20 protein-coding genes are annotated in these 23,037 nt (G+C 42.5%); 9 read left to right on the top strand and 11 right to left on the bottom strand.

Annotated elements, in window-relative coordinates; translation table 11 throughout:
* Positions 1-95: 95 nt before the first annotated feature.
* A complete protein-coding gene (gene lpdA, locus MKX35_RS12080; protein ID WP_076299533.1) occupies positions 96-1,517 on the bottom strand; it encodes a dihydrolipoyl dehydrogenase in 1,422 nt (473 codons plus the stop codon).
* A gap of 167 nt (positions 1,518-1,684) precedes the next feature.
* Here lpdA and MKX35_RS12075 point away from each other — a divergent pair, with 167 nt between their 5' ends.
* Positions 1,685-1,990 (top strand): DUF2627 domain-containing protein, encoded by a 306-nt coding sequence (locus MKX35_RS12075; protein WP_042190393.1) that lies wholly within the window; start codon positions 1,685-1,687, stop codon positions 1,988-1,990.
* Positions 1,991-2,162: 172 nt separating this feature from the next.
* On the opposite strand, the gene MKX35_RS12070 is transcribed toward MKX35_RS12075, so the two are convergent.
* Genes MKX35_RS12070 through MKX35_RS12060 form a run of 3 tightly spaced genes read right to left on the bottom strand, consistent with a single transcriptional unit; the run spans position 2,163 to position 5,963 of the window.
* Positions 2,163-4,022 carry an ABC transporter ATP-binding protein gene (locus MKX35_RS12070; protein WP_042190395.1) on the bottom strand — a complete coding sequence of 620 codons (1,860 nt, stop codon included), beginning with the start codon at positions 4,020-4,022 and terminating at the stop codon, positions 2,163-2,165.
* On the bottom strand, positions 4,003-5,736 hold the full coding sequence (locus MKX35_RS12065; RefSeq protein WP_076299532.1) for an ABC transporter ATP-binding protein: 1,734 nt from the start codon (positions 5,734-5,736) through the stop codon (positions 4,003-4,005). Before MKX35_RS12065 ends, MKX35_RS12070 begins: the two co-directional genes overlap by 20 nt.
* Before the next feature lie 17 nt (positions 5,737-5,753).
* Positions 5,754-5,963 (bottom strand): hypothetical protein, encoded by a 210-nt coding sequence (locus MKX35_RS12060; protein ID WP_076299531.1) that lies wholly within the window; start codon positions 5,961-5,963, stop codon positions 5,754-5,756.
* Between the two features lie 158 nt (positions 5,964-6,121).
* On the opposite strand from MKX35_RS12060, the gene MKX35_RS12055 reads away from it, so the two are divergent.
* Positions 6,122-6,691 (top strand): thymidine kinase, encoded by a 570-nt coding sequence (locus MKX35_RS12055; protein WP_042129772.1) that lies wholly within the window; start codon positions 6,122-6,124, stop codon positions 6,689-6,691.
* 138 nt (positions 6,692-6,829) lie between these two features.
* On the opposite strand, the gene MKX35_RS12050 is transcribed toward MKX35_RS12055, so the two are convergent.
* Positions 6,830-7,348, bottom strand: a complete 519-nt coding sequence (locus tag MKX35_RS12050) for a DinB family protein (protein WP_076299530.1) — start codon at positions 7,346-7,348, stop codon at positions 6,830-6,832.
* Between the two features lie 137 nt (positions 7,349-7,485).
* Between MKX35_RS12050 and MKX35_RS12045 the strand changes: the two genes are divergently transcribed.
* The 5 genes from MKX35_RS12045 to sda all read left to right on the top strand — a co-directional run bounded on the left by MKX35_RS12045 (position 7,486) and on the right by sda (position 9,520).
* Positions 7,486-8,151: a hypothetical protein gene (locus tag MKX35_RS12045; RefSeq protein ID WP_076299529.1), complete on the top strand. Its 666-nt coding sequence runs from the start codon at positions 7,486-7,488 to the stop codon at positions 8,149-8,151.
* Positions 8,132-8,659: an accessory gene regulator ArgB-like protein gene (locus MKX35_RS31865; protein ID WP_081382884.1), complete on the top strand. Its 528-nt coding sequence runs from the start codon at positions 8,132-8,134 to the stop codon at positions 8,657-8,659. The genes MKX35_RS12045 and MKX35_RS31865 overlap by 20 nt, the downstream gene beginning before the upstream one ends.
* A complete protein-coding gene (locus MKX35_RS12040; protein ID WP_143759448.1) occupies positions 8,656-8,775 on the top strand; it encodes a cyclic lactone autoinducer peptide in 120 nt (39 codons plus the stop codon). The genes MKX35_RS31865 and MKX35_RS12040 overlap by 4 nt, the downstream gene beginning before the upstream one ends.
* Positions 8,776-8,796: 21 nt before the next feature.
* Positions 8,797-9,129 carry a LytTR family DNA-binding domain-containing protein gene (locus tag MKX35_RS12035; RefSeq protein ID WP_042190411.1) on the top strand — a complete coding sequence of 111 codons (333 nt, stop codon included), beginning with the start codon at positions 8,797-8,799 and terminating at the stop codon, positions 9,127-9,129.
* A 217-nt stretch (positions 9,130-9,346) separates the two neighbouring features.
* Positions 9,347-9,520 carry a sporulation histidine kinase inhibitor Sda gene (sda, locus tag MKX35_RS12030; RefSeq protein ID WP_081382883.1) on the top strand — a complete coding sequence of 58 codons (174 nt, stop codon included), beginning with the start codon at positions 9,347-9,349 and terminating at the stop codon, positions 9,518-9,520.
* Between the two features lie 183 nt (positions 9,521-9,703).
* Here sda and MKX35_RS12025 read toward each other — a convergent pair whose 3' ends face one another.
* The 4 genes from MKX35_RS12025 to MKX35_RS12010 form a co-directional block, all read right to left on the bottom strand.
* Positions 9,704-10,012 carry a hypothetical protein gene (locus MKX35_RS12025; RefSeq protein WP_042190413.1) on the bottom strand — a complete coding sequence of 103 codons (309 nt, stop codon included), beginning with the start codon at positions 10,010-10,012 and terminating at the stop codon, positions 9,704-9,706.
* Positions 10,013-10,131: 119 nt separating this feature from the next.
* Positions 10,132-10,791 carry a helix-turn-helix domain-containing protein gene (locus MKX35_RS12020; protein ID WP_042190416.1) on the bottom strand — a complete coding sequence of 220 codons (660 nt, stop codon included), beginning with the start codon at positions 10,789-10,791 and terminating at the stop codon, positions 10,132-10,134.
* A 488-nt stretch (positions 10,792-11,279) separates the two neighbouring features.
* Positions 11,280-17,729 carry a phosphodiester glycosidase family protein gene (locus MKX35_RS12015; RefSeq protein WP_076299527.1) on the bottom strand — a complete coding sequence of 2,150 codons (6,450 nt, stop codon included), beginning with the start codon at positions 17,727-17,729 and terminating at the stop codon, positions 11,280-11,282.
* A gap of 116 nt (positions 17,730-17,845) precedes the next feature.
* Positions 17,846-18,757 carry a LysR family transcriptional regulator gene (locus MKX35_RS12010; RefSeq protein WP_076299526.1) on the bottom strand — a complete coding sequence of 304 codons (912 nt, stop codon included), beginning with the start codon at positions 18,755-18,757 and terminating at the stop codon, positions 17,846-17,848.
* A gap of 163 nt (positions 18,758-18,920) precedes the next feature.
* On the opposite strand from MKX35_RS12010, the gene MKX35_RS12005 reads away from it, so the two are divergent.
* The gene (locus tag MKX35_RS12005; RefSeq protein WP_076299525.1) at positions 18,921-19,670 is read left to right on the top strand and encodes an SDR family NAD(P)-dependent oxidoreductase; all 750 of its coding nucleotides are present in this window, start codon (positions 18,921-18,923) and stop codon (positions 19,668-19,670) included.
* Positions 19,671-19,730: 60 nt separating this feature from the next.
* On the opposite strand, the gene MKX35_RS12000 is transcribed toward MKX35_RS12005, so the two are convergent.
* The gene (locus MKX35_RS12000) at positions 19,731-20,021 is read right to left on the bottom strand and encodes a MazG nucleotide pyrophosphohydrolase domain-containing protein (RefSeq protein ID WP_042190426.1); all 291 of its coding nucleotides are present in this window, start codon (positions 20,019-20,021) and stop codon (positions 19,731-19,733) included.
* Between the two features lie 411 nt (positions 20,022-20,432).
* Positions 20,433-20,918 (bottom strand): hypothetical protein, encoded by a 486-nt coding sequence (locus MKX35_RS11995; RefSeq protein ID WP_076299524.1) that lies wholly within the window; start codon positions 20,916-20,918, stop codon positions 20,433-20,435.
* Between the two features lie 312 nt (positions 20,919-21,230).
* On the opposite strand from MKX35_RS11995, the gene MKX35_RS11990 reads away from it, so the two are divergent.
* On the top strand, positions 21,231-22,973 hold the full coding sequence (locus MKX35_RS11990) for an ABC-F family ATP-binding cassette domain-containing protein (RefSeq protein WP_076299523.1): 1,743 nt from the start codon (positions 21,231-21,233) through the stop codon (positions 22,971-22,973).
* The last annotated feature ends 64 nt before the right edge of the window (positions 22,974-23,037 follow it).

Here is a 23,037-nt window from a genome sequence, read left to right as displayed (position 1 = left end):
TACAGGATTTAAGACCAATTGTATCCTGATCTTAAAACCTGGTACTAAGACTTGGCTTGAGTTTATTATAATCCCTTTCTACCCAAAAAGAAAAGCTAAATCCCGATAGATCTTCCATCTACAGCTAACATTGCTTCTCCAATGATCTCCGAAAGTGTAGGGTGAGCATGAATAGCCTCGCCAACCTCCCAAGGTGTTGCATCCAGCAGTTGAGCCAATGCAGCTTCCCCGATTAGATCGGTAACATGCGGACCTATCATCTGCACACCGAGAATATCTCCACTGCTTCGGTCCGCCACAACTTTAACAAACCCGTCCTTCTGACCGTACACAATCGCCTTGCCAATGGCCGAGAAGGGGAATTTACCAGTTACGACATCATGTCCCAATGCTTTAGCTTCCTTCTCAGTGTGACCCACACTCGCAACTTCAGGACGTGTGTAGACACAACGCGGTACAAGATGTGTATGATAAGGGTGAAGTTTCTCACCAGCGAGATGGTTGACCGCCATAATGCCTTCATGACTGGCTGCATGAGCTAGTTGTAGTCCACCGATACAGTCACCAATCGCATAAATATGTGGCTCAGCCGTCTGCATACTAGCATTTACAGCAATAATTCCTTTATCAAAGCGAATATCTGTATTTTCCAGACCAATATTTTCTACATTCGCTACTCTACCTACGGATACAAGCAGCTTTTCTGCAGATAGACTTTGAGTTTGCTCACCCTTGCGGGCATCAATCGCAATTCCATCGTCCGTTACCTTGCAGGTTGCAGCATCCACTGTAGTTTCAGTCAGGATTTTAACCCCACGTTTTTTCAATAAGCGTTGCAGCTCTTTAGCTACCTCTTCATCCTCTTGTGGCAGTAACTGACCAGCAGCTTCAACTACCGTTACCTGCACTCCGAAATCAACCAGCATAGAGGCCCATTCCACCCCTATTACTCCGCCTCCAACAATAACGATGGAAGAGGGTAACTCGTCGAGGGTCAGCGCTTCGTCACTGCTAAGAATAACTTTCCCGTCTGGTTCCAGACCAGGTAATACACGCGGACGAGATCCTGTAGCAATAATAAGATGGTTAGAGACCACTGTTTCCATTTCACCGTCTTCTAGTTCCACAGCAACAGCACCACTACGCGGGGAAAAAATAGAGGGACCCGTCACGCGCCCCTTGCCTTTAATAACTTGTATTTTATTTTTGCGCATCAAATATTGTACGCCCTGATGAAGTTGTTCAACTACCGCTTCCTTGCGCTTTTGTACTTTTGGGAATACAAGCTGTACACCGCTTGTCTCAATGCCATAGCTCTCGCTCTCATTGATTTCAGCATATACCTCTGCGCTTCTGAGCAGCGATTTGCTAGGAATGCAGCCACGGTGCAGGCAGGTTCCTCCCAGTTTGTCCATTTCGATGACGACGACGGACTTTCCAAGCTGTGCAGCGCGAATGGCTGCCACATATCCCCCGGTTCCTCCGCCAAGTATGGCCACGTCACATGAAATTGTCATGATATGTATCCTCCAGTCATTACACGTAAGTTCATTTTACATTGTATATTGTACTCTCTTTTTAGCGTATTACAAAACTTATAAACGTCATATCCAAATGGACTTTTTCTTACTAAAGCGTTATCATATGGTTGAATCTAATGGGCTAAGAGGGGTAGGAGACACTTATGAAACTATTAATTTCACGCTTCATTGCCATCCTTATTCTTGTGTTTCCTGGTTTAATCGCAATGAAGGGCTTCTTAATGATGAAGGACGATATTTTTGATTATATCTCTATGCATGGCGATGACTCCGTTGTTCCAGATTTCGCTTGGTTGCATTTCGGCGGTGGGTTTCTGCTCTTTGCAGCAGGTATGACTTTCCTTGGCGGCTGGATTCTGGCAAGAGACCGCAAACGTAATTATGTTGGCCCTCGGTTCAAGGAGAAACAAAAAGCGAAACAAGCTGCCGCGCAAGAAACGATCTCATAAGCAGCATAATTATCCCCTCATTGTACAACCGAAATCTATTGCACATTCTGCAATTAAACCATCCAACAGCTCACTTCAATGTATAATGAATATCCACACATTACATAAAGGCGAGAGTTTTCATGGACGCGACCTGCGCTTCCTTGAAAACTCCCGCCTTTTTATGCACAGCTTAAAGCCTAGCCTTATCAAGTACTTCTCTACGACCGCCTTGCACCAACTCGCTGTACAAGCCACCTTGCTTCAACAACTCCTCATGGGAGCCCTGCTGCAGCAATCTGCCCCCTTGAAGAACAAGAATTCGATCAGCTGCACGGATAGTGCCCAGTCTATGGGCAATAACAAAGCTGGTCCGTCCCTTCATTAGCGCCTGAAGTCCTTCCTGAATCTTGATTTCGGTCACCGTATCGATACTGCTAGTGGCTTCATCAAGAACAAGCATCGAAGGATTGGCAAGAATGGCTCTTGCAATGGATAGCAGTTGCTTCTGTCCTTGGCTTATACCGCTACCATCTGCAGAGAGCATTCGATCATAACCTTCCGGCATACGGATAATAAAAGAATGAGCGTTAGCCAGCTTGGCCGCCGCCTCGACCTCTTCATCGGAAGCATCCAGTCTACCGTAACGAATATTATCGCGGATGCTGCCCTTGAATAAAAAGGAGTCCTGCAATACAAACGCCATATGGCTCCTCAGGCTTTCACGCCGAATCGAAGTGACATCTAAGCCATCCAGCGTAATCTTACCCTGATTAGGATCATAGAAACGAGATAACAGCCCGATAAGTGTTGTTTTGCCGGCACCGGTAGGTCCTACTAAGGCAATCATCTCGCCAGGCTTCGCTTCAAAGCTAATATCATGCAGTGTGTTAGAACTTCCGTCATATGAAAAAGATACCTTTTCGAACTTCACTGCACCTTCAACTTTAACCAGCGAAGTGGCTGCACCTTCATCTTTAGCTTCCGTCTCTTCGTCCAGCACTTCAAACACTCTTTCCGCTCCTGCAACCGCTGACAGTAGTGTATTCCACTGATTCGCTAAGTCATTAAGAGGGCGAGTAAATTGACGCGTATATTCTACAAACACAATAATCACACCGACCGTAATCGCTCCGCGAATCGCTAACAAACCACCGACTCCAGCCACAATAGCGAAGCTCAAATTATTAAGTCCATTCATCAGCTTAGGAATGAAGCCAGAAATCGACTGTGCCCAGTATCCAGAGAGCATAATTCGCTCATTGCGTTCATGAAAACCAGCGATGACCCGTTCCTCTTGTGAAAAAGCCTTGATAATCCGTTGACCGGATAACGTCTCTTCTATATAACCGTTTAACTCACCCACATTGCGCTGACGTTCCTTAAAAAGCGGACCCGTACGCCGAGTAATCCAGCGCATGCCTAATAACATCAACGGCACAACCAGGAACGTGAGTAGCGTCAATAGAGGACTGAGCCAGAGCATTACCCCCACCGTTCCGAGCAATGTCAAAACACTGGAAAAGATCTGAATAGCTGAGCTATTCAGCGTAGAGCTGACGTTCTCAATATCGTTGGTGAGGCGACTCATAATTTCGCCCTGCTGTCTCCGATTAAAAAATGAGATGGGCAACCGATGAAGATGGGAAAACAACTCCGTGCGCATCCGAAATACGGTCTCCTGGGCAATTTCAATCATCCATATATTTTGCAGCCAAGAAGTTAATGAATAGAAGATATAAACACTAGCTAGACTGATCAGAAAAATCGTCCACGATCGTCCGCCAGTGCCTTCCAGATAATCATCCACAGCTTTACCAATCATATAAGGCCCGAGCAGTGCTAAAGCCGAGCTGAAGACTACCATTAACAGAACGAGAAAAAGCTTAGCTTTACGCTCGGCAAGGTAGCTCCAAATCCGCATGAGCGTGCCGCCCCAATCCTTCGCCTTTGCTTTTGGCTTCCCTCCAGCAGCTGAGCCAAGGCTTCTTCCTGCTCCAAGCTCAATGACGGGTTTTGGGTGACGAAAGGGTTCAAGAATTGCTTTGAACATGCTGCTTCGCCTCCTCTACCTGTGATTCATAAATCTTGCGGTACAGCGCAGAGCTTGTCATAAGCTCGTCATGTGTTCCCTTACCGATTAAGCGTCCTTCGTCCAACAGCAGAATCAAATCTGCAGATGCTGTAGAACTAATCTTCTGAGTAATCAGGAAGGTTGTACATGAAATCTCTTTCAGTGCCTCCAGCAAAAGTCCTTCTGTCACAGCATCAAGCGCACTCGTACTGTCATCGAGGATCAAAATAGCAGGTTTCCTCACAAGCGCCCGAGCAATGGTCAACCGTTGCTTTTGCCCACCAGACAGATTTACCCCTCGCTGACCAAGCATTGTGTCATAACCTTTGGGCAGACCCATCACTGTTGCGTGAATTTGTGCGGCAGCCGCTGCGTGTTCGATTTGTTCCTGTGTGGCATATTCATTGCCCCAAGCGATATTATCGCGAATCGATCCGCTGAAGAGCTGCAGTTCTTGAGGAACGTAACCGATCGATCGCCGCAATCTTGAAATATCGATATCGGTGCTCTTTTGCCCATCAATGCGAATGATACCGTCTGTCTCTTCATATAAACGTGGGATTAGACCGACAAGAGAAGACTTTCCTGATCCGGTGGCTCCCATAATCGCTACCCGCTCACCAGCAGCAACTTCAAAAGTAATATCCTCTAGCACCGAAATATCACTCTCAGGATACTTGAAGCTGATGCCTTCAAATTGGACGTGACCCTGTATCGGTTCGCCCTTTGCGGTTCCGCCTTCCTTAACTCCAGCGCCTGCTGACATCACTTCTGTAATACGCTGTGAGGAGGCACGTGCTCGGGAAATTGTAACGACAAGTCCAGATATAGCTGACAACGCTCCTATGGTTCGTAAAGAGTAGTTAATAACTGCAACAGTTTCTCCTAAAGTAGCATCCCCATTTGCAATCTCAATCCGTCCAAACCATAGGATCGACATAATCGCTGCATTCACAATAAGCATAACAAATGGCATCGTTGTCTCCGTCAAACGTAGCGCAGATACCGTGGATTTCATCAAATTCCCGCTAAAGACCGTAAAACGTCCAATCTCATGCCCCATGCGCACGAACACACGGATTAAGCGAATTCCCGTTAAATTCTCCTGGATTACACCATTCACACCGTCAAGCCGATTTTGTACGTTGCGAAATAACAAAGAAGCTTTTCTCATGATGAAGTAAAGGAAGAGAAGCAACAAAGGTAGAGCTACAGTGAGAAATAATCCCAGCTTCACATGAACAACCAATGCCATAATCACACTGCCCACCACAACCAGTGGCACCCGTGTCATAAAGCGGAGGCTCATAAATATAGTGTCCTGCAGCTGCGATACATCGCCGGTCAGACGCGTGATCAGCGACGAGGTAGCAAACCGATTGAATATTTCATATGTAAAGGATTGTACCTTTTCATATAACTTGTCCCTAAGATCAAACGCAAAGCTCTGACTCGCATGGGCAGCAAAAAAAGAACTTAATACCCCAGCTATAAACGCGACTACTGCGCTGCCGATCAATACACCGCCCCAGAGCCATACTACAGAGGAATTCTGTTCTTTAATGCCCTGGTCAATAATTTTGGAAATGAGTAAAGGCTGTGACAATTCCACCGCTAGTTCAATAAGCATCATCACTAGGGCAGCTATTGCAGCGACTTTATATTTTTTGAGAAAAGAGAAAATCAAACCCATTCGCATACCCTCTTTTTCTATTCGTACAGTGCATCCCTTAAACGAGTCGACATTGTGGAGGCCTGCCCAGTTTTCATTATTGCCCGCCGCAGCGCTTTATTGCTTCGATTCAATTCCACCAAATCTGCCATCATCTCTTCCAGCAAAGCCTCAGCCTCGATAGAAAGATTTTCATTCTGCTGAATCAGAGCTAACCGTTCCTTGTATTCGTCTATTTTTTCAGTCACACATATTACTTCCTTTCCAATCACATGATTCCTTTTATCATACCACATTCAATTCTATCGCAATGTTTTCACTGGATACAGCTGACACGAATATGATACTCTAATAAGGTCGCATTTTTAAGATTAGATAATTGGCTTATACGAAAGGATAGATGGAAGTGGCACAATTGTTTTTCAAATACGGAGCAATGAACAGCGGTAAATCTATTGAGATACTCAAGGTTGCGCATAATTATGAAGAGCAAGGGAAATCGGTGCTCATTTTCACTCCATCCATAGACGATCGGGACGAAGTTGGTTTTATCTCCTCCCGTATTGGGCTGCGGAAACAGGCCATACCCGTCGACGAGAATACCGATATTTATAATATCGTCAGCAGTAACCAGCCCAAACCCCACTGTGTACTAATTGATGAATGTCAATTTCTAAGCAAGGACTGCATTCTACAGCTAGTACGGATTGTAGATGAACTAGGCATTCCCGTTATGGCATTTGGACTTAAAAATGATTTCCAGAACCAGCTATTTGAAGGCAGCAAATACATGCTGATTTACGCTGATAAAATCGAGGAAATGAAGACCATTTGCTGGTTCTGCGAGCGCAAAGCAACGATGGCTCTAAGAGTAGAAAATGGTAAGCCTGTATACAGCGGCAAGCAAATCCAAATTGGCGGCAATGAAGCCTACTATCCAGTATGCCGTAAATGTCACAAGAATCCTCCACTATAAAATATACCCACAAAGTGAGGCTTTGCTTCGATGCTTACTCAGGTACATTTCGGGGGGCCCCAAATATATACCTTTAGCTAAAAAAGCATTCCGAAGCCGCAATGGCCTCAGGAATGCTTTTTTTAAAATAAAACTCGATTAAACCAGATATCTTTCTTTAAGAATATTCAAATGATGATGATCATGCCCAATCATTACGCACGCCACTGCTCTCGCGGAGATGGTTGCATTGTTAACCGTTCCCTTACGAGTCCATGCTTCTTCCGGCAAAGTGTCCAAAAGAACTTGCGTTGACTCTCGGACAAGCTTGTAATGAGCCAGTAGTTTTTCTAGAGTGTTTGCTTCAAAATTTGCGGTAGGCACATAGTCCTTTTCATCAAAGCCCGCCAGCGGAGTCGTATCTCCTCTTGCAACGCGCAACAAACGATAAGACATAATTCTTCCAGTATCCGCTAGATGGCCAACCATTTGCTTAATACTCCATTTATCAGGAGCGTAACGATGCTCTCCTTGTTCTTCCGTAAGGTTCGAAATAAAGCTACAAATCTCATCCGTCTGCGCTCTAAAAACAGTGCAAATATCCCCTTCAACTGGCACTAAATCGACATACTTTGATAATTCCTCAAGATACTCACTGCTTTTTGGACGTCGATCCATGTCTAAACCCCTCTCATTTTGAATTTTTTTGAAAAAATAGGAGGAAAATTATACTGTAGTTGTTGTATTTTAGTCCATTTTATACGATACTTGCAATAATAGGGTTAGTTATACTAGAAGACATCGGGAGTGTCGGCATGATAGATTTTATTCTGTTTATATTATTTTCAGGACTAGAGACATATGCAATGTTCTTTCTGGCTTTCAAAATCTTTAAAATTGACATTTATCATAAAGAGATGGTGTTTGCTAGTTTTATCATGGGCTTTTTTTCTTATTCAATTAGAATCAACTATGAGTTATTTCAATTAGATATCCTCACACAATATGCGCTAATGCTTTGTTTTATGTGGCTGTTATTCCGGATTCATCCCTTCTATGCTTCTATATTAACCGGGATGGTCTATCAAACATACTTTGTGATTCAACCCAGTCTTATGTATCTATTAGACTCTGTAATCAACATGTCTCTAAATACTTCGAACCCGATTACAATAAACATGATTACAATGCAGATCTTATCAGCATTAACCGCGATTCTCATTGGTATGTATGTGGGTCATAAACGTATTGGATTTGACTTTGTACCTGATAAACCCGATGTAAAAATCAAACCAACGACTAGCGAAAAAATACTATTCGCTCTTAATCTTCCTACACTAATTGTCATTACTTCAATCAGCTACTTTCTTGAATCCTTTTTCTTTTTCTTGATCCCAATTTTCTATGGAATAATATTATGGGGATATCTTTATTTCTCCTACAAAAAGGATAGAAATAATTATGAATCATTTAACTCTTAAGATTGTTGAGGTCATTAAGAAAAGTAATCCCGAGCAAACACATTCCATTGAAATCATGCATTATGCCCTTAGCATTATTCTGAATACTTTATTAATCATTATAACCTCGTTATGCATTGGCGGGCTCACAGGACAGCTAAAGGAAACATTCTTAGCCTTATTTAGCTTCATACTCCTAAGAATGTCTTCTGGTGGTGTGCATCTAAAAACCGCAAGGGCCTGCAATATTGTATCTATCTTTATCTGTTCACTGATCCCTCATATAACTTATCTAGTACATAACCATTTCATTTGGATTAATCTTTTTTCTTTGCTTGTAATGATTCTATGTGCTCCAAATCCTGATGCTAATGCTCAGATTCCTAAAGAATGGTATTTGGGTTTAAAGATCATTTCCATAATTCTGGTTTCTTTGAATTTTTGGATCCATTCGTCTGTCATTGGATTGGCATTTTTAGTTCAATCCTTTACAGTTATAATTCCATTACAAAGGAGGCCAATCAAATGAAGAAAAATTTAGCTCGTTATGCTTCTAACATACTAGCTACTTCTGCTGTTGTTTTTGCAACAATACTAAAACCAGCACTCTACAGTCCTGAAGTTCCGAAAGAACTGCGCAAGTAATCAAACAAGGATGGGGAAAAGATGCGTGTCTTACAGAAAGACGGTTCCTCTAGTGATATTCTAGAGGAAGATATATTGTATTTCTCGAATTATAAGAATACAATATTCGTCCATACGAAAGAAGGCGAATTTATTCTCCCCACCACGCTTTCCGATCTTTCCGTAGCGTATGAGGGTAAGGGATTCGAACGCCTTGACCGCAGCAACGTCGTTAATATCAACAACATAGAAGGCTATGATCCCGGACGCAAGATTGTATGCTTTAATCAAGGTAAGCAGTTCACTACCGTTTCGGAATCCAATGAACCTCGCCTAAAGAAGTACTTATCTACTCATAAGAAAGACTCTGATTAAAACAATCCCGACATGTACTATACATGTCGGGATTGTTTTTGTTTATTAAAATTCAAAGTAAACCAATCTATTATCACATAAAAATAGTCATTATGCCATAATTCCCCTAAGATGTAAAGGAAAATTCGTAGGATGAATGACAGGAGACGGATTGTATTCCAAATGATACCATATATATAAATGTGTAATAAAAACAAATATATGATGGAGGAACCAAATGAATTACTATTTTCATCCCTCACCACGCCCCTCATCTCTTGAATCAATATCTGATGAAGAATTACTTAACATCTATAAATTAGCGCTTGAGGCACAAGCTTTACCAGATTTCATAGAGATTGTTAGAGAGATCTTAGACAGTAGAGATCTCATTCAAACTGAAAAATCATAACATCCCCATACACAAATTAATTCGCAAATTATGACATAATTACATAACTTCCTATGGCTTCACTGCGAGTGTTCTCTAGATTGTCTTCATGTTAACATCATCAACATAAAGAAGGTAGAGCCTCCTGAAGGCCCTACCTTCTTTATGTTCAGTAAGGACTACTCCCTGAAATAGAGTAATCTTCTACTCCGTAATTTCCGTTTTAAATACATTTTCCAATTTTCCGCCAAGTCTTTTCTTCAAAGGAACTTTAATATCTCTACCCAGCTCTTTGAAAAATGTTTCTACATCGCATTTCACATTTTGTGCAGTCGCAATTACAGCGCCATCACCAACAATATTTTGATTCTCTTCAAGAGGAACATCAACTTCGATATCATACTTTTTGGATAATGTCTTGATGTATCGTGCGAAGATCTCCAGCAATTCCTCGTTATTAAAATTCTCTATAGCGACTTTTCCCTTGCTGGTAAACTTCATGTTAATTTTCATTATTAATATCCCCTTTTCTGTCAAACCATTTTTAGTTGTTAGTTTATGGATCAAGATGAATAGATGGCTGCAAGAAAGGGCAACATTATTCATTTTTGAGATCATTTATGAAACACACATTATTTATAAGCACCCTTTATCTGTTGTACTTTAAACTGCGTAAATTCTTTGAGCGCTTGTATGACCTGATCCTGTTCTTCTTCCTTCAGCTCATAAACGCACTCCCGTAACCACTCGCCAAATAGAAAGGCTTGACGCCCTTTCCGAGGGCTCTTTCTTAAGGAGTCGAGGCAACCCTCAAACTTATCGTTCAGGACGTCGGTAAGATTGTATTTCTCAATCTTCTCTATTACCATTCCTGCCCCATATTCCGTTTCATAAACTATGACTTCATTAGAATCAAAGGAAACGTAAGATGTTTCTTTACCTTCCTTTGCCCTGAATTCCTTAAGCTTGTTAAATGCCGTCTCATAAATGTAGTCCTGAGACTGTTTAAGCTGTGGCAGCTCATAACCATGCTTTAAGGTCTTGATATATTCAATATCTGGCATATAGTCTGCCAAATGATACATCCGATTCTTCAGATCTGTTCCAAGTGCTTCGATGATCTTGTCCAGATTGTCTTTTAGCGGAATGCTCTCTCCACGCTCGATCTTGCTAAGCTGTGAGTAACTTATGCCGCTCTTTTCTTCCAGTCCTCTTAAGGTTAACCCTCTCGTCTTTCTGATGTGCCGAATGAAATTACCCAGCTCATCGGGATAGTTCTCAAAATCATTCATGGGAGTCACCTCCCTACTATCATAACACAACATAACAATTTGTGTTGGCTTATAACAATTAATACTAGTAATTACTTGCCTCTGAAGGGTGATTCTCAGTACCAAAAACCCAATATAATACTATATTTCCAAAATATTGGAGAAGATTTGATACTCATCTGCCAGTCTCTGGATTGTAATCGTTGGTTGGGAATTACAGCGTATCGGACCGAGGAGATCTTATTAAGCTGATTTATGCCATTTCACTCAGCTATCGGACTCAGATGCAACTGTTCATTTAAATATACTACGGTTCGGTGCAAAAGTATGACAATAAGAGTTATGATGTCCGAAAACTTGGAAAAAGACCACCAAAAAGTTGAAATAGCTGCAATACAGTCCATAATGATCCCAAACCATCTACTGTATGCAAACCATTGTGTGCTTCCAGCTAATCCAATTTGTTAAAAAAACAGCCAGTCCCAACAACCTGGAACTGGCCATAATCGTTACTCCAAAACACTCAACAGATTGAGGATCATCTGTGCACTTTCGGCACGTGTGCCGTTTTGCTTCGGAGCAAATTGCGCTACAGCACGTCCCTGCATCAATCCAAGTCTGTACACCTCGCTGATAGCCTCTTGAGCCCATTGTGGTGCAGTGCCAATATCATTAAATGCTGAAACGTTAAGACTAGCTACAGATACGCTGTTATTGGCGTATGCATATGCACGAGCCAGCATCGCTGCCATCTCTTGACGAGAGATCTTGGCATCCGGTCCAAACAGTAAAGCGGTCTGACCTTTAACAATTCCAGCTTGTTTTGCTAACCCTACTGCTTCTGCATACCATTTATCAGCAGGTACATCAGTGAAACCAGCTACTGCTTGACCTTTTAAGCCAAGCGCACGGACTAACATCGCTGTAAACTCCGCACGTGTAACCGCACGGTTTGGATCGAAACGATCCACAGCTCCCCCCTGTACAAGCTGTTTTGCCGCAAGCTGCTTCACAGCAAGGTAAGCCCAGTGATCCGGCTTCAGATCATTGAATGTTTTGTCATATTCTAATACAACATATTTACTAAAATGACTGACAGCAGCAGATAGATAACCATTCATCCATGTACTGCTCATATACTCCAACTTACCGGCATCATCCATAAAATAAATACCCAGTAAGCTTTGCTCTACAGTCGCACCGACCTTATATGAAATCTTGATCGGCTCTGCAAACTGTCTTAATGAGAAGGACTGGCCATTTTCTGTGAGGATGCTGAGCGACCATTCTTGCAGATCACTTTTCGCTCTCAATTGTGCTCCAGCTAGTGTACCTGCACGATCCAACAGATCCACTGCTGTATTACTAGCTAAAGTGTTCAACCGTAGTGAAATCGTACTCTTGGCAAGAGCCTCAGCTGAGATTAGCTTACTAAGTTCTGCCAGTACTGTAGCAGGAATCGTAACGGATAAATCCTGCATAACCACTCTAAGCGGTGCGCGTCCAAGCAGTTCAACCACATTGCCTGGCAAAAGCAATTCCGTAACCGATCCGTCAACAGAAACCACAACTTCACCTTGAGCATTCTTGTTCTCTGACAGTTGAGAGGCTGTTATAGTTACTACACCTATTTGTGCAGATGCCGACGGAGTTGGTGTCGGTGTAGCAGTTGGCGTTGGTGTCACAGCAGGTCCCGGCACCCAGCCTCCTGGTGTTGGTGTTGGCTCTGGGCTTGGTGTTGGTTCCGGTGTTGGCTCTGGGCTTGGTGTCGGAGTCGTACCTGGCGTGCTCTCAGTCACTGTCAAAATATATTCAGTGCTGAACCCCTTATAAACAGCGCTGACTTTTGTTATACCAGCACTCAATGCGTGAAGCTCCCCATTCTCACTAATCATTGCAATGGAATGATCAGATGTATCATACCTTACGCCCTCGACCAATTCTTGCTTGCTTCCGTCACTATATACCGCCTGAACAACAACGGAGCCTTTATTTCCCTGTTCCAGCGAATCCGGCCCTTTTATCGTTATTTCTGTAAGAATAGGAGCCTCATCATTTGTTACGACGAGACTATACTCCGAGGCGAACTCCCTGTAGGTTACTGAGATCACAGTAGAGCCTTCCTGATGAGCCTGGACCAAGCCCTGTTCATTGATTGTAGCAATATGCTCATTCGAGCTGGAATAATGAAGTCCATCCAATATTGGGATTCGTTTACCGGATGCATAGACAGCTTCGGTGACTGTCTGGTCGACCTCTGCTGGTTTAAGTTGTCCTTTGCCCTGAAGCTTAATCGCTTGCAGCGCATCTACAGTTATCTTACTTTCCGCAAAAACATTCGGGTAACCTGCCACTGTGACTCTCACCTTAGCTGTCCCTGGTTTTAGAGCTGTAACCAAGCCATTTCCATCTACGGTAACTACTGATTCTGTCGTGTCAGGAACGATGGACCAAATTTTTGTCAGATGATTAGCCTCATCCGGCACTACCTTAGCTTGCAATTGCAGACTAGCACCAGGCTCAAGCTCAACAGCTATTTGATCCAGCTTAATGGATTTTGGAACAAAATTTTCGATCACTAAACGGTCAATTTCTACACCGTCTACCGTTCTTGCCGTAACCGTAATCTCGTTCTTCCCAATTTCAACAGCCGTATAGATTTGCTCATCTTCGTCATATATTTTTTCCTGCCAAAAACGTGGCGTCAGCGCATAGAACTTAGGACCGGAGGAACCGCCGATAACATATCGTGTGCCTTCGCCTTCTGCTACCTGCTTACCATCCTTCATTGGAAAAGTTCGCAAGTAAATATGATCATGACCGTTCATCACTAGATCCACATTATGCTTATCAAACACCGGCACCCACTTTGCTTGCACCTGTTCATTCGAATAGATGCTGCCATAGGGCCCTTGATGGAAAAAAATCACCTTCCACTTTTTATCTGTAGCAGATAGATCCTGATCCAGCCACTCTGCCTGTTCAGTGAACGGAGCACCTGAATGCTCAGTATTCATAACCACAAAATGTGTATCCTGAATGTCAAAAGAATAATTCGTACCTTTTACGCTCGCCGCACCGTTTTGCGGGTTATTGAATTGCGCCAGATAATCCCCATCGCCATTGGTTCCCATCACTTCATGGTTTCCAATAATCGGAACAAGCGTGGTATTCATCAGCTGCTTTTGGGCTGCATCAAACCACCAGTTCCACTGCTCTTGTTCAAAGCCTTTATCCACCATATCTCCAGCGTGAACCAACATTTCAGCATCCGGCATATAGGCAAAAGCAGCCTCTATCGTATTGCCCCAAAGACCAAATCCCGCTTTAGAATCTGCTTGAGAATCTCCGATAAACAGGAATTTTGTAGAAGCGCTCTCCCCCCCGCTTGTAACGAAGGTTCCTTGCTCACTTACATTTGACTCCCCATTCCCCACACGATATACATATTCGGTTCCAGGGATAAGCCCTACTGCCTCCGCTTTATGAACTCGCATCGTTCCATCATTGTTGGTGTTGTAAATTGAACTGTTGCCAGTAATTTTCATTACATTCGCGGCTTGAAAGCTTGTGAATTCTGCCTTTTTCACCAATTCTACTACAGTATTCACGGTTAGCGGTTCTGTCTGCCAAGTAAACTGGCGAGAAGTCGCTGCATCCTGGCCCATCGTAACATTAACATTACGCGGGGCAGCAGTACCGTCATATGGAGCAACCTTGAACGTCATTACAGGACTATAGGTATTTCCTTTTACCGCCTGCAATTTAAAAGTTCCTTCTGCTGAAGTGACAAAGCCAGTAGTAAGTGTCCCACTTCCCTCTGAAGTTGCGCCTTGTACCTCCAATCCATCGAACAGCAGCTTCGCACCTTCAACAACACTTCCATTCAGATCTTTTACCGCAAAAGACGCATCAAAGCCCTTCGCAAGATCATAATGGTTCCAAGTGAGCATCAGCTGTGTCTTTACAACAGATTCAACAGCCGCTCCAATAAAAGAAATAGGAACCCCGGTACCTTCTGTCGAAGTTACAGATCCGGATGTATTTTCAATTACAAAAGGTTTGCTTGTATCCCCAGCGAGCTGCTCCTGTGTAAAGGGACCCACATAATCATTTCGAACCGTATATTGAATTTGTCCGATGAGATCCGTATCTCGTAGATTGGAGGAATTGATATTCGTTAGGTTAAGACGCACAGTGCCCAAAGCTGGATCAATGATTGACTCCATTTGCGTTTCTGATACCTTATCCCCTCGAATTACCTGCAAATCTTTAACTGCAGCCGGATTAAAAGCAAACGTAAGATTTCCTTCCTTCAGCTTGCCCGCCTTCTCTGCCGTTACATCCAAAGTGTAAGTGTTCCCGGCATAAACGATTTCTGGTGTTTTGTACACATAGAATGGAGAGCCCAAATTCACTGTGAAATACCATTCTTTTATCGTCTGGTTACCGCTCAAATCGCGAATGGCAACTTTTACTTTATGACGGCCTTCTGTAAGCGGAACCTTTGGTTTATAGGTGATTTGACCTTTTGGAGGATAAAAGCCATGCTCCACTAATTGATCGTCAACATACACACGTGTTTTGTCCGGATCGATTAAGGTCGTTCCCGGATGCACCACAGGATCATAACCATCATCCTCACCATTGACGGAAAGGGTCGGTGTAGCTGTTTTGACAATTTCGTTCACGCCAGGATAGGCATCTTTAAGCACAGGAGGTGTTCTATCCTCCTCTATCGGACCATAAATGGCACGAATATCATCAACGTAAATTGCACCTGCGCTCTTGTTAAGATTGCTTGTCTCCATATAGCGGACAGGCATATCCATCGTTAACGGGGTGGTTTTTCCCTTAGGAACGGATACTTCGACGTATTTCCACCCCGTCCAGTTCACTCCATTCACCTGATCTGTAAAATCCACAGGCACTGCCGCATTATTGCCATCACGAATTTGTCCCCGCAGCCAGTGCTTTTTGCCATCTCCGTAGATCCACATACTGATCTTCTCAGGATACCCCGGAATCTGAATCCGATTGGCGGTTGAGCTTGCGGCTAAATAAGCACCGGATGTGCCTGTTTTATTAACAAAATCATATTCCAGCTTCAAGGCTTTATCCCCGTTGCGGACAAAATCCTGATCCGTCACTTCCTGAATCGCTACACTGTTAGCTGCTGCACTGGAGGCTATATATTTATCAATGCCATTCTCAAAATCCTCCAGCATTACAGGCGGCAACCCCACATTTACTTCAAATGAGGTCTGGGCGTCCCCGTACTTAGCATAAATCTTCCCGTTCTTCCCGTTTTCACTCGTCGCTTGAAACAAACCCTTCTCGTCCACACTTCCGATCTCGCCCTCAACCCGCCATTCAAAACTATGGTTGTCAGCTTGAATTACCTGTCCATTACGTAGCGCCTTCACAGTTAATTGCGCAGCAGCACCTGAAGAATAAGTTTTGATCTCATCAGGAAACATAAGGTCTGTGAGCTTATCCACGACTTCGATTTCCCCACTGCCTTTGACTGTCCCAGCCTCTACAATTACCGTTCCTGTGCCGGCAGTGGTTCCTGCGGTGAAGACTCCGTTCGCATCGACAGTACCAAGGTCAGCGTCCACCTGCCAATTCAGCGTACCCGAATAAGGTGCCGGATGGCCGTTCTCGTCCACTCCTGCTGCTTTGAACATAAAGCTGGAGCCTTGCAAAATACGTTCCGCATTCGGCTGCACAACCAGCTTAGAAGCTGTAGATTGCTCTGGGGCTGTGTTGACGACCAGCAAACCGTTGCCGGTTTTACGTTCATAGTCATCAGAGCCCTGATTCATCATTTTGACACCAGATGCACCCGGCATTCTGGCCACAAAAGTAGAAGAGCCGCCACCATCCAGATTCATGGCGTTCACTACGCCCATATCCTTCAGAATGTTGCCAAGCTCATCGGTATCTACGCCCTCACTAAAACCTGGCGATCTTCCATCCACTTCGAATAAAACGAGACTTCCGTCCGCTTTTGTCCCAATGGCTGTACGCGGATGAATTCCTAAAGGTCCAACACCTTGTTGAACTACTCCGTCTTTTACCAGCGGCCCTTCGCCGCCAATGGCTACCTTCACATCATTCCATTCTCCGCTAAGCGCAAAGGTCGCAGTAACGTTATCGCCAACCGATAACCCCTGCAGAACAGCACGAGACGTTCCGTTAGCAGACAAAACTACTTTTCCTTTGGTAAGCGGCGTATTGCCTTGATTGTTGCGAATCTCAGATACCTTCAGCTTCAAGGTCTGACCGCTCTTCACTTCTCCCTCGACAATATCTAGAACAACCTCGTCACCCTCATTGGTCGACTTTGTAGTTGTATTATAATCTTCCGTATAAAGAACCAGCTCATTCGTATTTCGATAACGGTTGATGCTGGTTAGATTAGTTGTTTTTCCATTAATCGTTACGTTCTTGGTCAGCTTCGGCACCCCATAAATCGAGCTGCCATCTTCTTTTAAACCGAAAGTAAAAGCTGAAATCGAACTGTTCAGGATTACACCATCATCCATAAATAATCCATTTGGAACACCCGTGGCAAAACCGGAGATTTCATAAAAATCACCGTTAATCCCTGCGATCACCCGGTTTCCAGGCGAATCCGCATAAGCGGCCATTTCTGTAACACCCTTCATACCGTATACCTTTCCATCCTTCGTACCTGCCCGCAGTTCTAAATGGCCTTGCCCTGGGTTGAACTCCACTGCATGTATCTTTTGTAAACCACGTTCATTCTGAAGATCCATCCAGGTGTACATCGCCCCAGGTGCAAGCTCTGTTTGCCGTATATCAATAACGGTTCCGTAGTTTGTTGCTGGTAGATCAGAAATGGAAGCGTGAACAAATACTCCCGGCTGTAATAACGAAATCAACAAAACAAAAATAACTGCCACATTAATTTGCCTTAGATACCTTCTCACTGTGTTGACATCCTCCCCACTTGGCTGTCCTTATTACGATCTGAAATGGACAACATCATAGGGTTCATATTAACTAGGAAGCGTAAAGGTTAGATAAAATCTACCAAGGCATACTGTTAACTTCTTCTAATCCCCTCCTCAAATTCATGTTTCAACCTGTTGATGAATCTTCTGACCGTTTTCGATCCTTGTTTAGAAGCTGAAACAATGGACCCCGGAGTATTATGATCTGGTGATCGTAGCTCGATCGTCTTCATGATCTTCTGAGAACCCTCAAATGTTTTCAGAAAAGAATAATCCATCCCAATCGTGATCGCGAGTCCTGACGCCACTGCATTATCAATGGCACGGGTGTTATTGCTTGTAAAAAGAATATTCATCGGCCCAACTTTCAGTAAATAACGCTCCACAAAGTCCTGTATGTAATGATCATCGTATAAAACCAACGTCTGGCCTACTAACTGTTCGGGCGTAATTATTGTATTTAAAGCTAGTGGTGATTGAGGATGTACACCTACAACAATCTTACCTTCCATTAATTCCTCGAATACGACCCCTTTATGTTTCTCTGATAAGCCCTCTGGCGAGACCATCAGTCCGATATCCATTTCATCCTGAAGCACATTATCCAGAATTTCTTTAGGCCCCTTTTCAAAAATCTCTATTTTCACATTTGGAAAATCCGCTTTAAAACCGGATATGACCTTCACGATTAGATGCATGGGTCCCGGAATCGTAGCAATCTTCAAATGACCACTAAGCGCATCGCTGTAGATCTGTGCTTCAGCTTTTAATTCATTTACTTTCATCAAGACTTCATTTGCTTTGCCGATAATGGCTTGTCCCTCTGCTGTGGGAACTGCTCGTTGGCCTCGCGAACGAATGAACAAATTAACTCCAAGCTCCGCTTCCAGCAGTGTTATGGACTGGCTTATGGCAGACAGGGTGATATGACGATTCTGAGCAGCTTTGGTTAGTGAACCAATCTTTGCGACTTCTACGATATTCTCGCATTGCTCTAAATTCATTTGAATCACTCCCTAAGTTAATATTTACTTAACATCTATTAAATTTACTTAAATTTTAATTAATTTAGACAAGTGCTACAATGTAAATAAGTTAGTAAATAACCTTTTCACCTTATGATCCTATATTTCTAGTATAACTATATTTCTCGAGGAGGAGTCCCAAATGACAGACAAAAGAGTAGCCGTAATTACAGGTGGAGCCAGTGGAATCGGGAAACAAACCGCAATTAAATTTGCAAGAAAAGGTGATCAAGTGGTCGTTGCCGATTTCAATCAACAATTAGGTGAAGAAACGGTCGCACAGATTATCAAGGATGGTGGCGAAGCTATTTTCGTCAAAACGGATGTTTCAAAATACGAAGAGGTAGAAGCACTGGTTGAGAAAACCGTTGCCACATATGGAAGAATTGACGTTATGTTCAACAATGCCGGGATCGGCCGCGTCACTCCTGTACTAGACCAAGACCTTAAAGATTATCATAGTGTTATTAATGTCAATCAGCATGGTGTTGCCCACGGTATTATCGCAGCAGGTAAAAAAATGCGTGAGCTCGGCATCAAAGGGGTCATCATCAATACAGCTTCTGTATTTGGATTCCTAGCTTCCCCAGGTACATTCGCGTATCACGCTTCCAAAGGTGCGGTCATTATGATGACTAAATCCGCAGCACTTGAAATGTCCGTTCATGGCATCCGCGTGCTTGCCGTTGCTCCAGGCGCTGTAGATACGCCAATTATCCAAGGATATAAAGATCAAGGAATGGTCGACCAGATGAAGAGCAAAGTAATGGGTAACAAATTAACATTGCCTGAACAAGTTGCAGACACTGTATACTTGCTCTCCTTACCAGAAGCTAGTGCAATTAACGGTAGTGTTGTAATGGCTGATGAAGGTTATGCTTCATTTAAATAAAAAATTATAAATCAAAAAATCCAAGGCTTCCCGAGCGGGTAGTCTTGGATTTTTTTTGTATTACTCCCATGATCTCTGTTCATTGATTTCCAGCTTACGTTTAAATGCCTGCTCTAGATCAATATCCAGTTTATTGGCCAGATCAAAAATATTCCACACCACGTCGTACATCTCAAATCCCAAGTTTTCTTTCTTCTCTGCACCGGGGTCGAAGGATACGGATAGCACCTCTTTGGACAATTCCCCTACTTCAGTCATTAAGTACAGCATTCTCTGCTCAATGGAGCTCGTGTCAAAACCTTTGGTTTCACTGAACTTCTTCACATACTGTTGAAACTCAGATGTATTCATTTCGTTACGCCTCGCTTTTAGGGTATAAAGTTATGTAGTTTATAAAAACGATGTCATGCGATTAGCCTAGCTCATTCCTTTATTATCATCCATTTGTTCGAAGAAAACAAACTCTCCCGTCATTACAAAAAAAAACGATTCTTCAGATCATTGAAGAATCGCTAAGAAAATTTATTTACTTGTTGCTGTTTCAGCCACACTACGATTCTGGAAATGACGGTACCCGGACGCTCCAGCCGTTAACTACTACGTTTGCATTCAATCATAGCTTTGACCTTCTGTTTAATCGGAACAATAAACACCAATATTGCGACTATCTGCCGCCTATGTCGGACATTTCACTGCGCGTTAATCCGCATCGTCGAACGTGCCGCACCAGTAATGGCGAGACTCTTCATCATTATTCATTTATTATTCGCCGAGCTGCTCCTTGAGCTGCGCAATTTCTGTTTCCATGAAGGCAACACGTTTATTCAACTCCGCGATATAGTTTCTTTGAGCCTCTTGGTCTGCTGCGCTTGTTAGGTCGGCCGCAGTAGTTTCCGCCAGTTTGATGGCTTCTTTGAGAACTTGAACACTTGATTCTGCCCCTGCTAATCTTTCCCGGAGTTTAGCCGCTGCAATACTTGCTTTTAGCGCCTTCTCAGTCTCCTTACTCTCCAATATTATCGTCTTTCCTTCAACCGTCAACCCTGCTCCCGTCGCTTCGGACATCGTGCGCACAGGTACGTAGGCCGAGTTATTTACTACAATCGCATCTGCAATCTTCTTTCCGTCTTGTTTTATAGTATACATTCCGGAAACTTTAGCGCCAATTAAAGACGAGCTCGCTGCGAATCCTATTGAACCACCAAGTAACAACGCCGCTGCTACAATCCCTACTATTTTCTTCTTCATATCTACGAACCTCCTGAGCTTATTATTCTTCCAATTATAACCAATATATTCGTAACATGAAAGATATACTAAGAGACTCTGCCACAGCCAACTCAACTACTGGCCATATGTAATCTAGCTATAAGAAGCCATCTGAGTAAGCATGATCCTATTGTTCTAAGTTGTGTTTTTCGATTTCACAAACAACTTTATTTCGAAATGATTGAAGTTGTTTGTAAACAGTGTTACTCTATCAACGGTAAACTCAAAATCTTATGATCCTCCATACATCTATTAATAGTCACTATTTTAGTTATAAAGAAAGGTAACACTATGATAAAAGTTGATAATTTATCCTTCGCATTCCCGCAAAAAGAACTATATAAAAACATTTCATTTACGCTTGAAGAAGCACAACATTGCGCTTTTATAGGAACAAGTGGCAGTGGTAAAAGTACACTGATCGATATACTGATGGATCCAGAAAAATATTTGTTCGAAGGCAAGCTAGAGATGGACCCAACCTGCAAAATTGGGTATGTAAGTCAGTTTTCGCAACTAGACAAATCTAAAGAAACAACCGTTTTTGAATATATAGGAGAAGAATTTATTAAGATACAAAATGAAATAACAGCTATTCTCACTGAAATGGAAACATCATCAGATATTGATTCATTACTCGAAAAGTATCAATTAGCTCTAGATGCCTTTGATTTAATGGATGGAAATGATTTTGAAAGCAATATTAATAAGAAACTAAATTTAGCCAACCTTTTGAAGCTAAAAGATGCTAGGGTATCCGACCTAAGTGGTGGGGAATTCAAGCTTATTCAAGTGATGAAGGAAATGCTGACTAGTCCAGACTTAATGATTATGGACGAACCCGATGTATTTTTAGATTTTGAAAACCTAAATGCACTTAAAAATCTTATTAATGCTCACAAAGGAATATTGCTAGTTGTTACGCATAACCGTTATCTACTGAATCATTGTTTTAACAAAATTATACACCTTGAAAACATGGAGATCCAAGAGTTCGATGGGCGATATATTGAGTATAACTTCTCATTACTTCAGACGAAAATTGAGTTACAAGAAATCGCAGTCGCTGAACAAGAAGAAATAGAGAGATACGACAACATTATTGATAATCTTAGAGCGATCGCAACCTATAATTCAGAAGCATCTAGAGGGAGAGCGTTAAAAGCTAGGGTTAAGTTTCAAGAAAGATTGGAAGCGCGAAAAATTAAAGCGCCATTCGTTGATATTAAGCAACCGAAAATCAGTTTTGGTGTGGACAATGAAATTGAAGAAGACATCACTGTTTTAAATGTGAATAATTATAGTGTTTCCTTTGATGAGTTGATTTTAGAAAATGTTAACTTTGAGATGAAACCTACAGATAAAGTAGCCCTTATCGGTCCAAACGGTACCGGGAAAACGACTTTACTCCGAGATATCTTTAAAAATAATCATGATTCAATTGAAATAAATGCTGATATTAAAGTGGCTTATCTTTCTCAGCTTCAAGACGAAGTGCTAAAGGATTCTAATACCATACTAGAAGACTTCATCGATGCTGGGTTTGCAACTTATGACGAGATTAGAGCACATCTTTCAAACTATGGCTTTGAAGGAGAAATTCTTAATCAAAAGATAGAATCTTTATCTGGTGGCGAAAAAAATATACTGCAATTGGCAAAAGTTTCTGCTAGCAAAGCAAACTTATTGCTTCTTGATGAACCGACAAGCCATTTAGACACCTATACACAAATCGCACTGGAGAAAGCCATTGAAGACTATAAAGGTGCGATTCTCATGATTTCTCATGATTTCTATTCTGTAGTAAATGGTATGGATTATGTATTAATCATTGACAAAAAGTCGATTAGAAAAATGAGTATGCGAAAATTCAGAAAGATGATTTATGCCAGTCATTTTGATAAAGATTATTTAGAAAATGAACAAAATAAAAAAGCAGTTGAAATGAAAATAGAATTAGCTTTAAAAGACAATAATTTTGAACTTGCAAAAGGTATGGTTGACGAGCTAGAAGAGCTGATTAAGCTGCTTTAAACTACAACCCTCTGGTGGGAAAATGTCTACAAAAAAGACACTGATGAATAAGATTGATATGCTC

The sequence above is a fragment of the Paenibacillus sp. FSL R5-0923 genome (assembly GCF_038009145.1).
Lineage (GTDB): Bacteria > Bacillota > Bacilli > Paenibacillales > Paenibacillaceae > Paenibacillus_AQ.
This window is presented reverse-complemented; position numbering and strand designations above follow the sequence as displayed.

Coding starts and splice junctions, on each gene's coding strand:
- lpdA (WP_076299533.1), bottom strand. CDS start 1,517: ATGACAATTTCATGTGACGTGGCCATACTTGGCGGAGGAACCGGGGGA.
- MKX35_RS12075 (WP_042190393.1), top strand. CDS start 1,685: ATGAAACTATTAATTTCACGCTTCATTGCCATCCTTATTCTTGTGTTT.
- MKX35_RS12070 (WP_042190395.1), bottom strand. CDS start 4,022: ATGTTCAAAGCAATTCTTGAACCCTTTCGTCACCCAAAACCCGTCATT.
- MKX35_RS12065 (WP_076299532.1), bottom strand. CDS start 5,736: ATGGGTTTGATTTTCTCTTTTCTCAAAAAATATAAAGTCGCTGCAATA.
- MKX35_RS12050 (WP_076299530.1), bottom strand. CDS start 7,348: ATGGATCGACGTCCAAAAAGCAGTGAGTATCTTGAGGAATTATCAAAG.
- MKX35_RS12045 (WP_076299529.1), top strand. CDS start 7,486: ATGATAGATTTTATTCTGTTTATATTATTTTCAGGACTAGAGACATAT.
- MKX35_RS31865 (WP_081382884.1), top strand. CDS start 8,132: ATGAATCATTTAACTCTTAAGATTGTTGAGGTCATTAAGAAAAGTAAT.
- MKX35_RS12040 (WP_143759448.1), top strand. CDS start 8,656: ATGAAGAAAAATTTAGCTCGTTATGCTTCTAACATACTAGCTACTTCT.
- MKX35_RS12035 (WP_042190411.1), top strand. CDS start 8,797: ATGCGTGTCTTACAGAAAGACGGTTCCTCTAGTGATATTCTAGAGGAA.
- sda (WP_081382883.1), top strand. CDS start 9,347: ATGAATTACTATTTTCATCCCTCACCACGCCCCTCATCTCTTGAATCA.
- MKX35_RS12025 (WP_042190413.1), bottom strand. CDS start 10,012: ATGAAAATTAACATGAAGTTTACCAGCAAGGGAAAAGTCGCTATAGAG.
- MKX35_RS12020 (WP_042190416.1), bottom strand. CDS start 10,791: ATGAATGATTTTGAGAACTATCCCGATGAGCTGGGTAATTTCATTCGG.
- MKX35_RS12010 (WP_076299526.1), bottom strand. CDS start 18,757: ATGAATTTAGAGCAATGCGAGAATATCGTAGAAGTCGCAAAGATTGGT.
- MKX35_RS12005 (WP_076299525.1), top strand. CDS start 18,921: ATGACAGACAAAAGAGTAGCCGTAATTACAGGTGGAGCCAGTGGAATC.
- MKX35_RS12000 (WP_042190426.1), bottom strand. CDS start 20,021: ATGAATACATCTGAGTTTCAACAGTATGTGAAGAAGTTCAGTGAAACC.
- MKX35_RS11995 (WP_076299524.1), bottom strand. CDS start 20,918: ATGAAGAAGAAAATAGTAGGGATTGTAGCAGCGGCGTTGTTACTTGGT.
- MKX35_RS11990 (WP_076299523.1), top strand. CDS start 21,231: ATGATAAAAGTTGATAATTTATCCTTCGCATTCCCGCAAAAAGAACTA.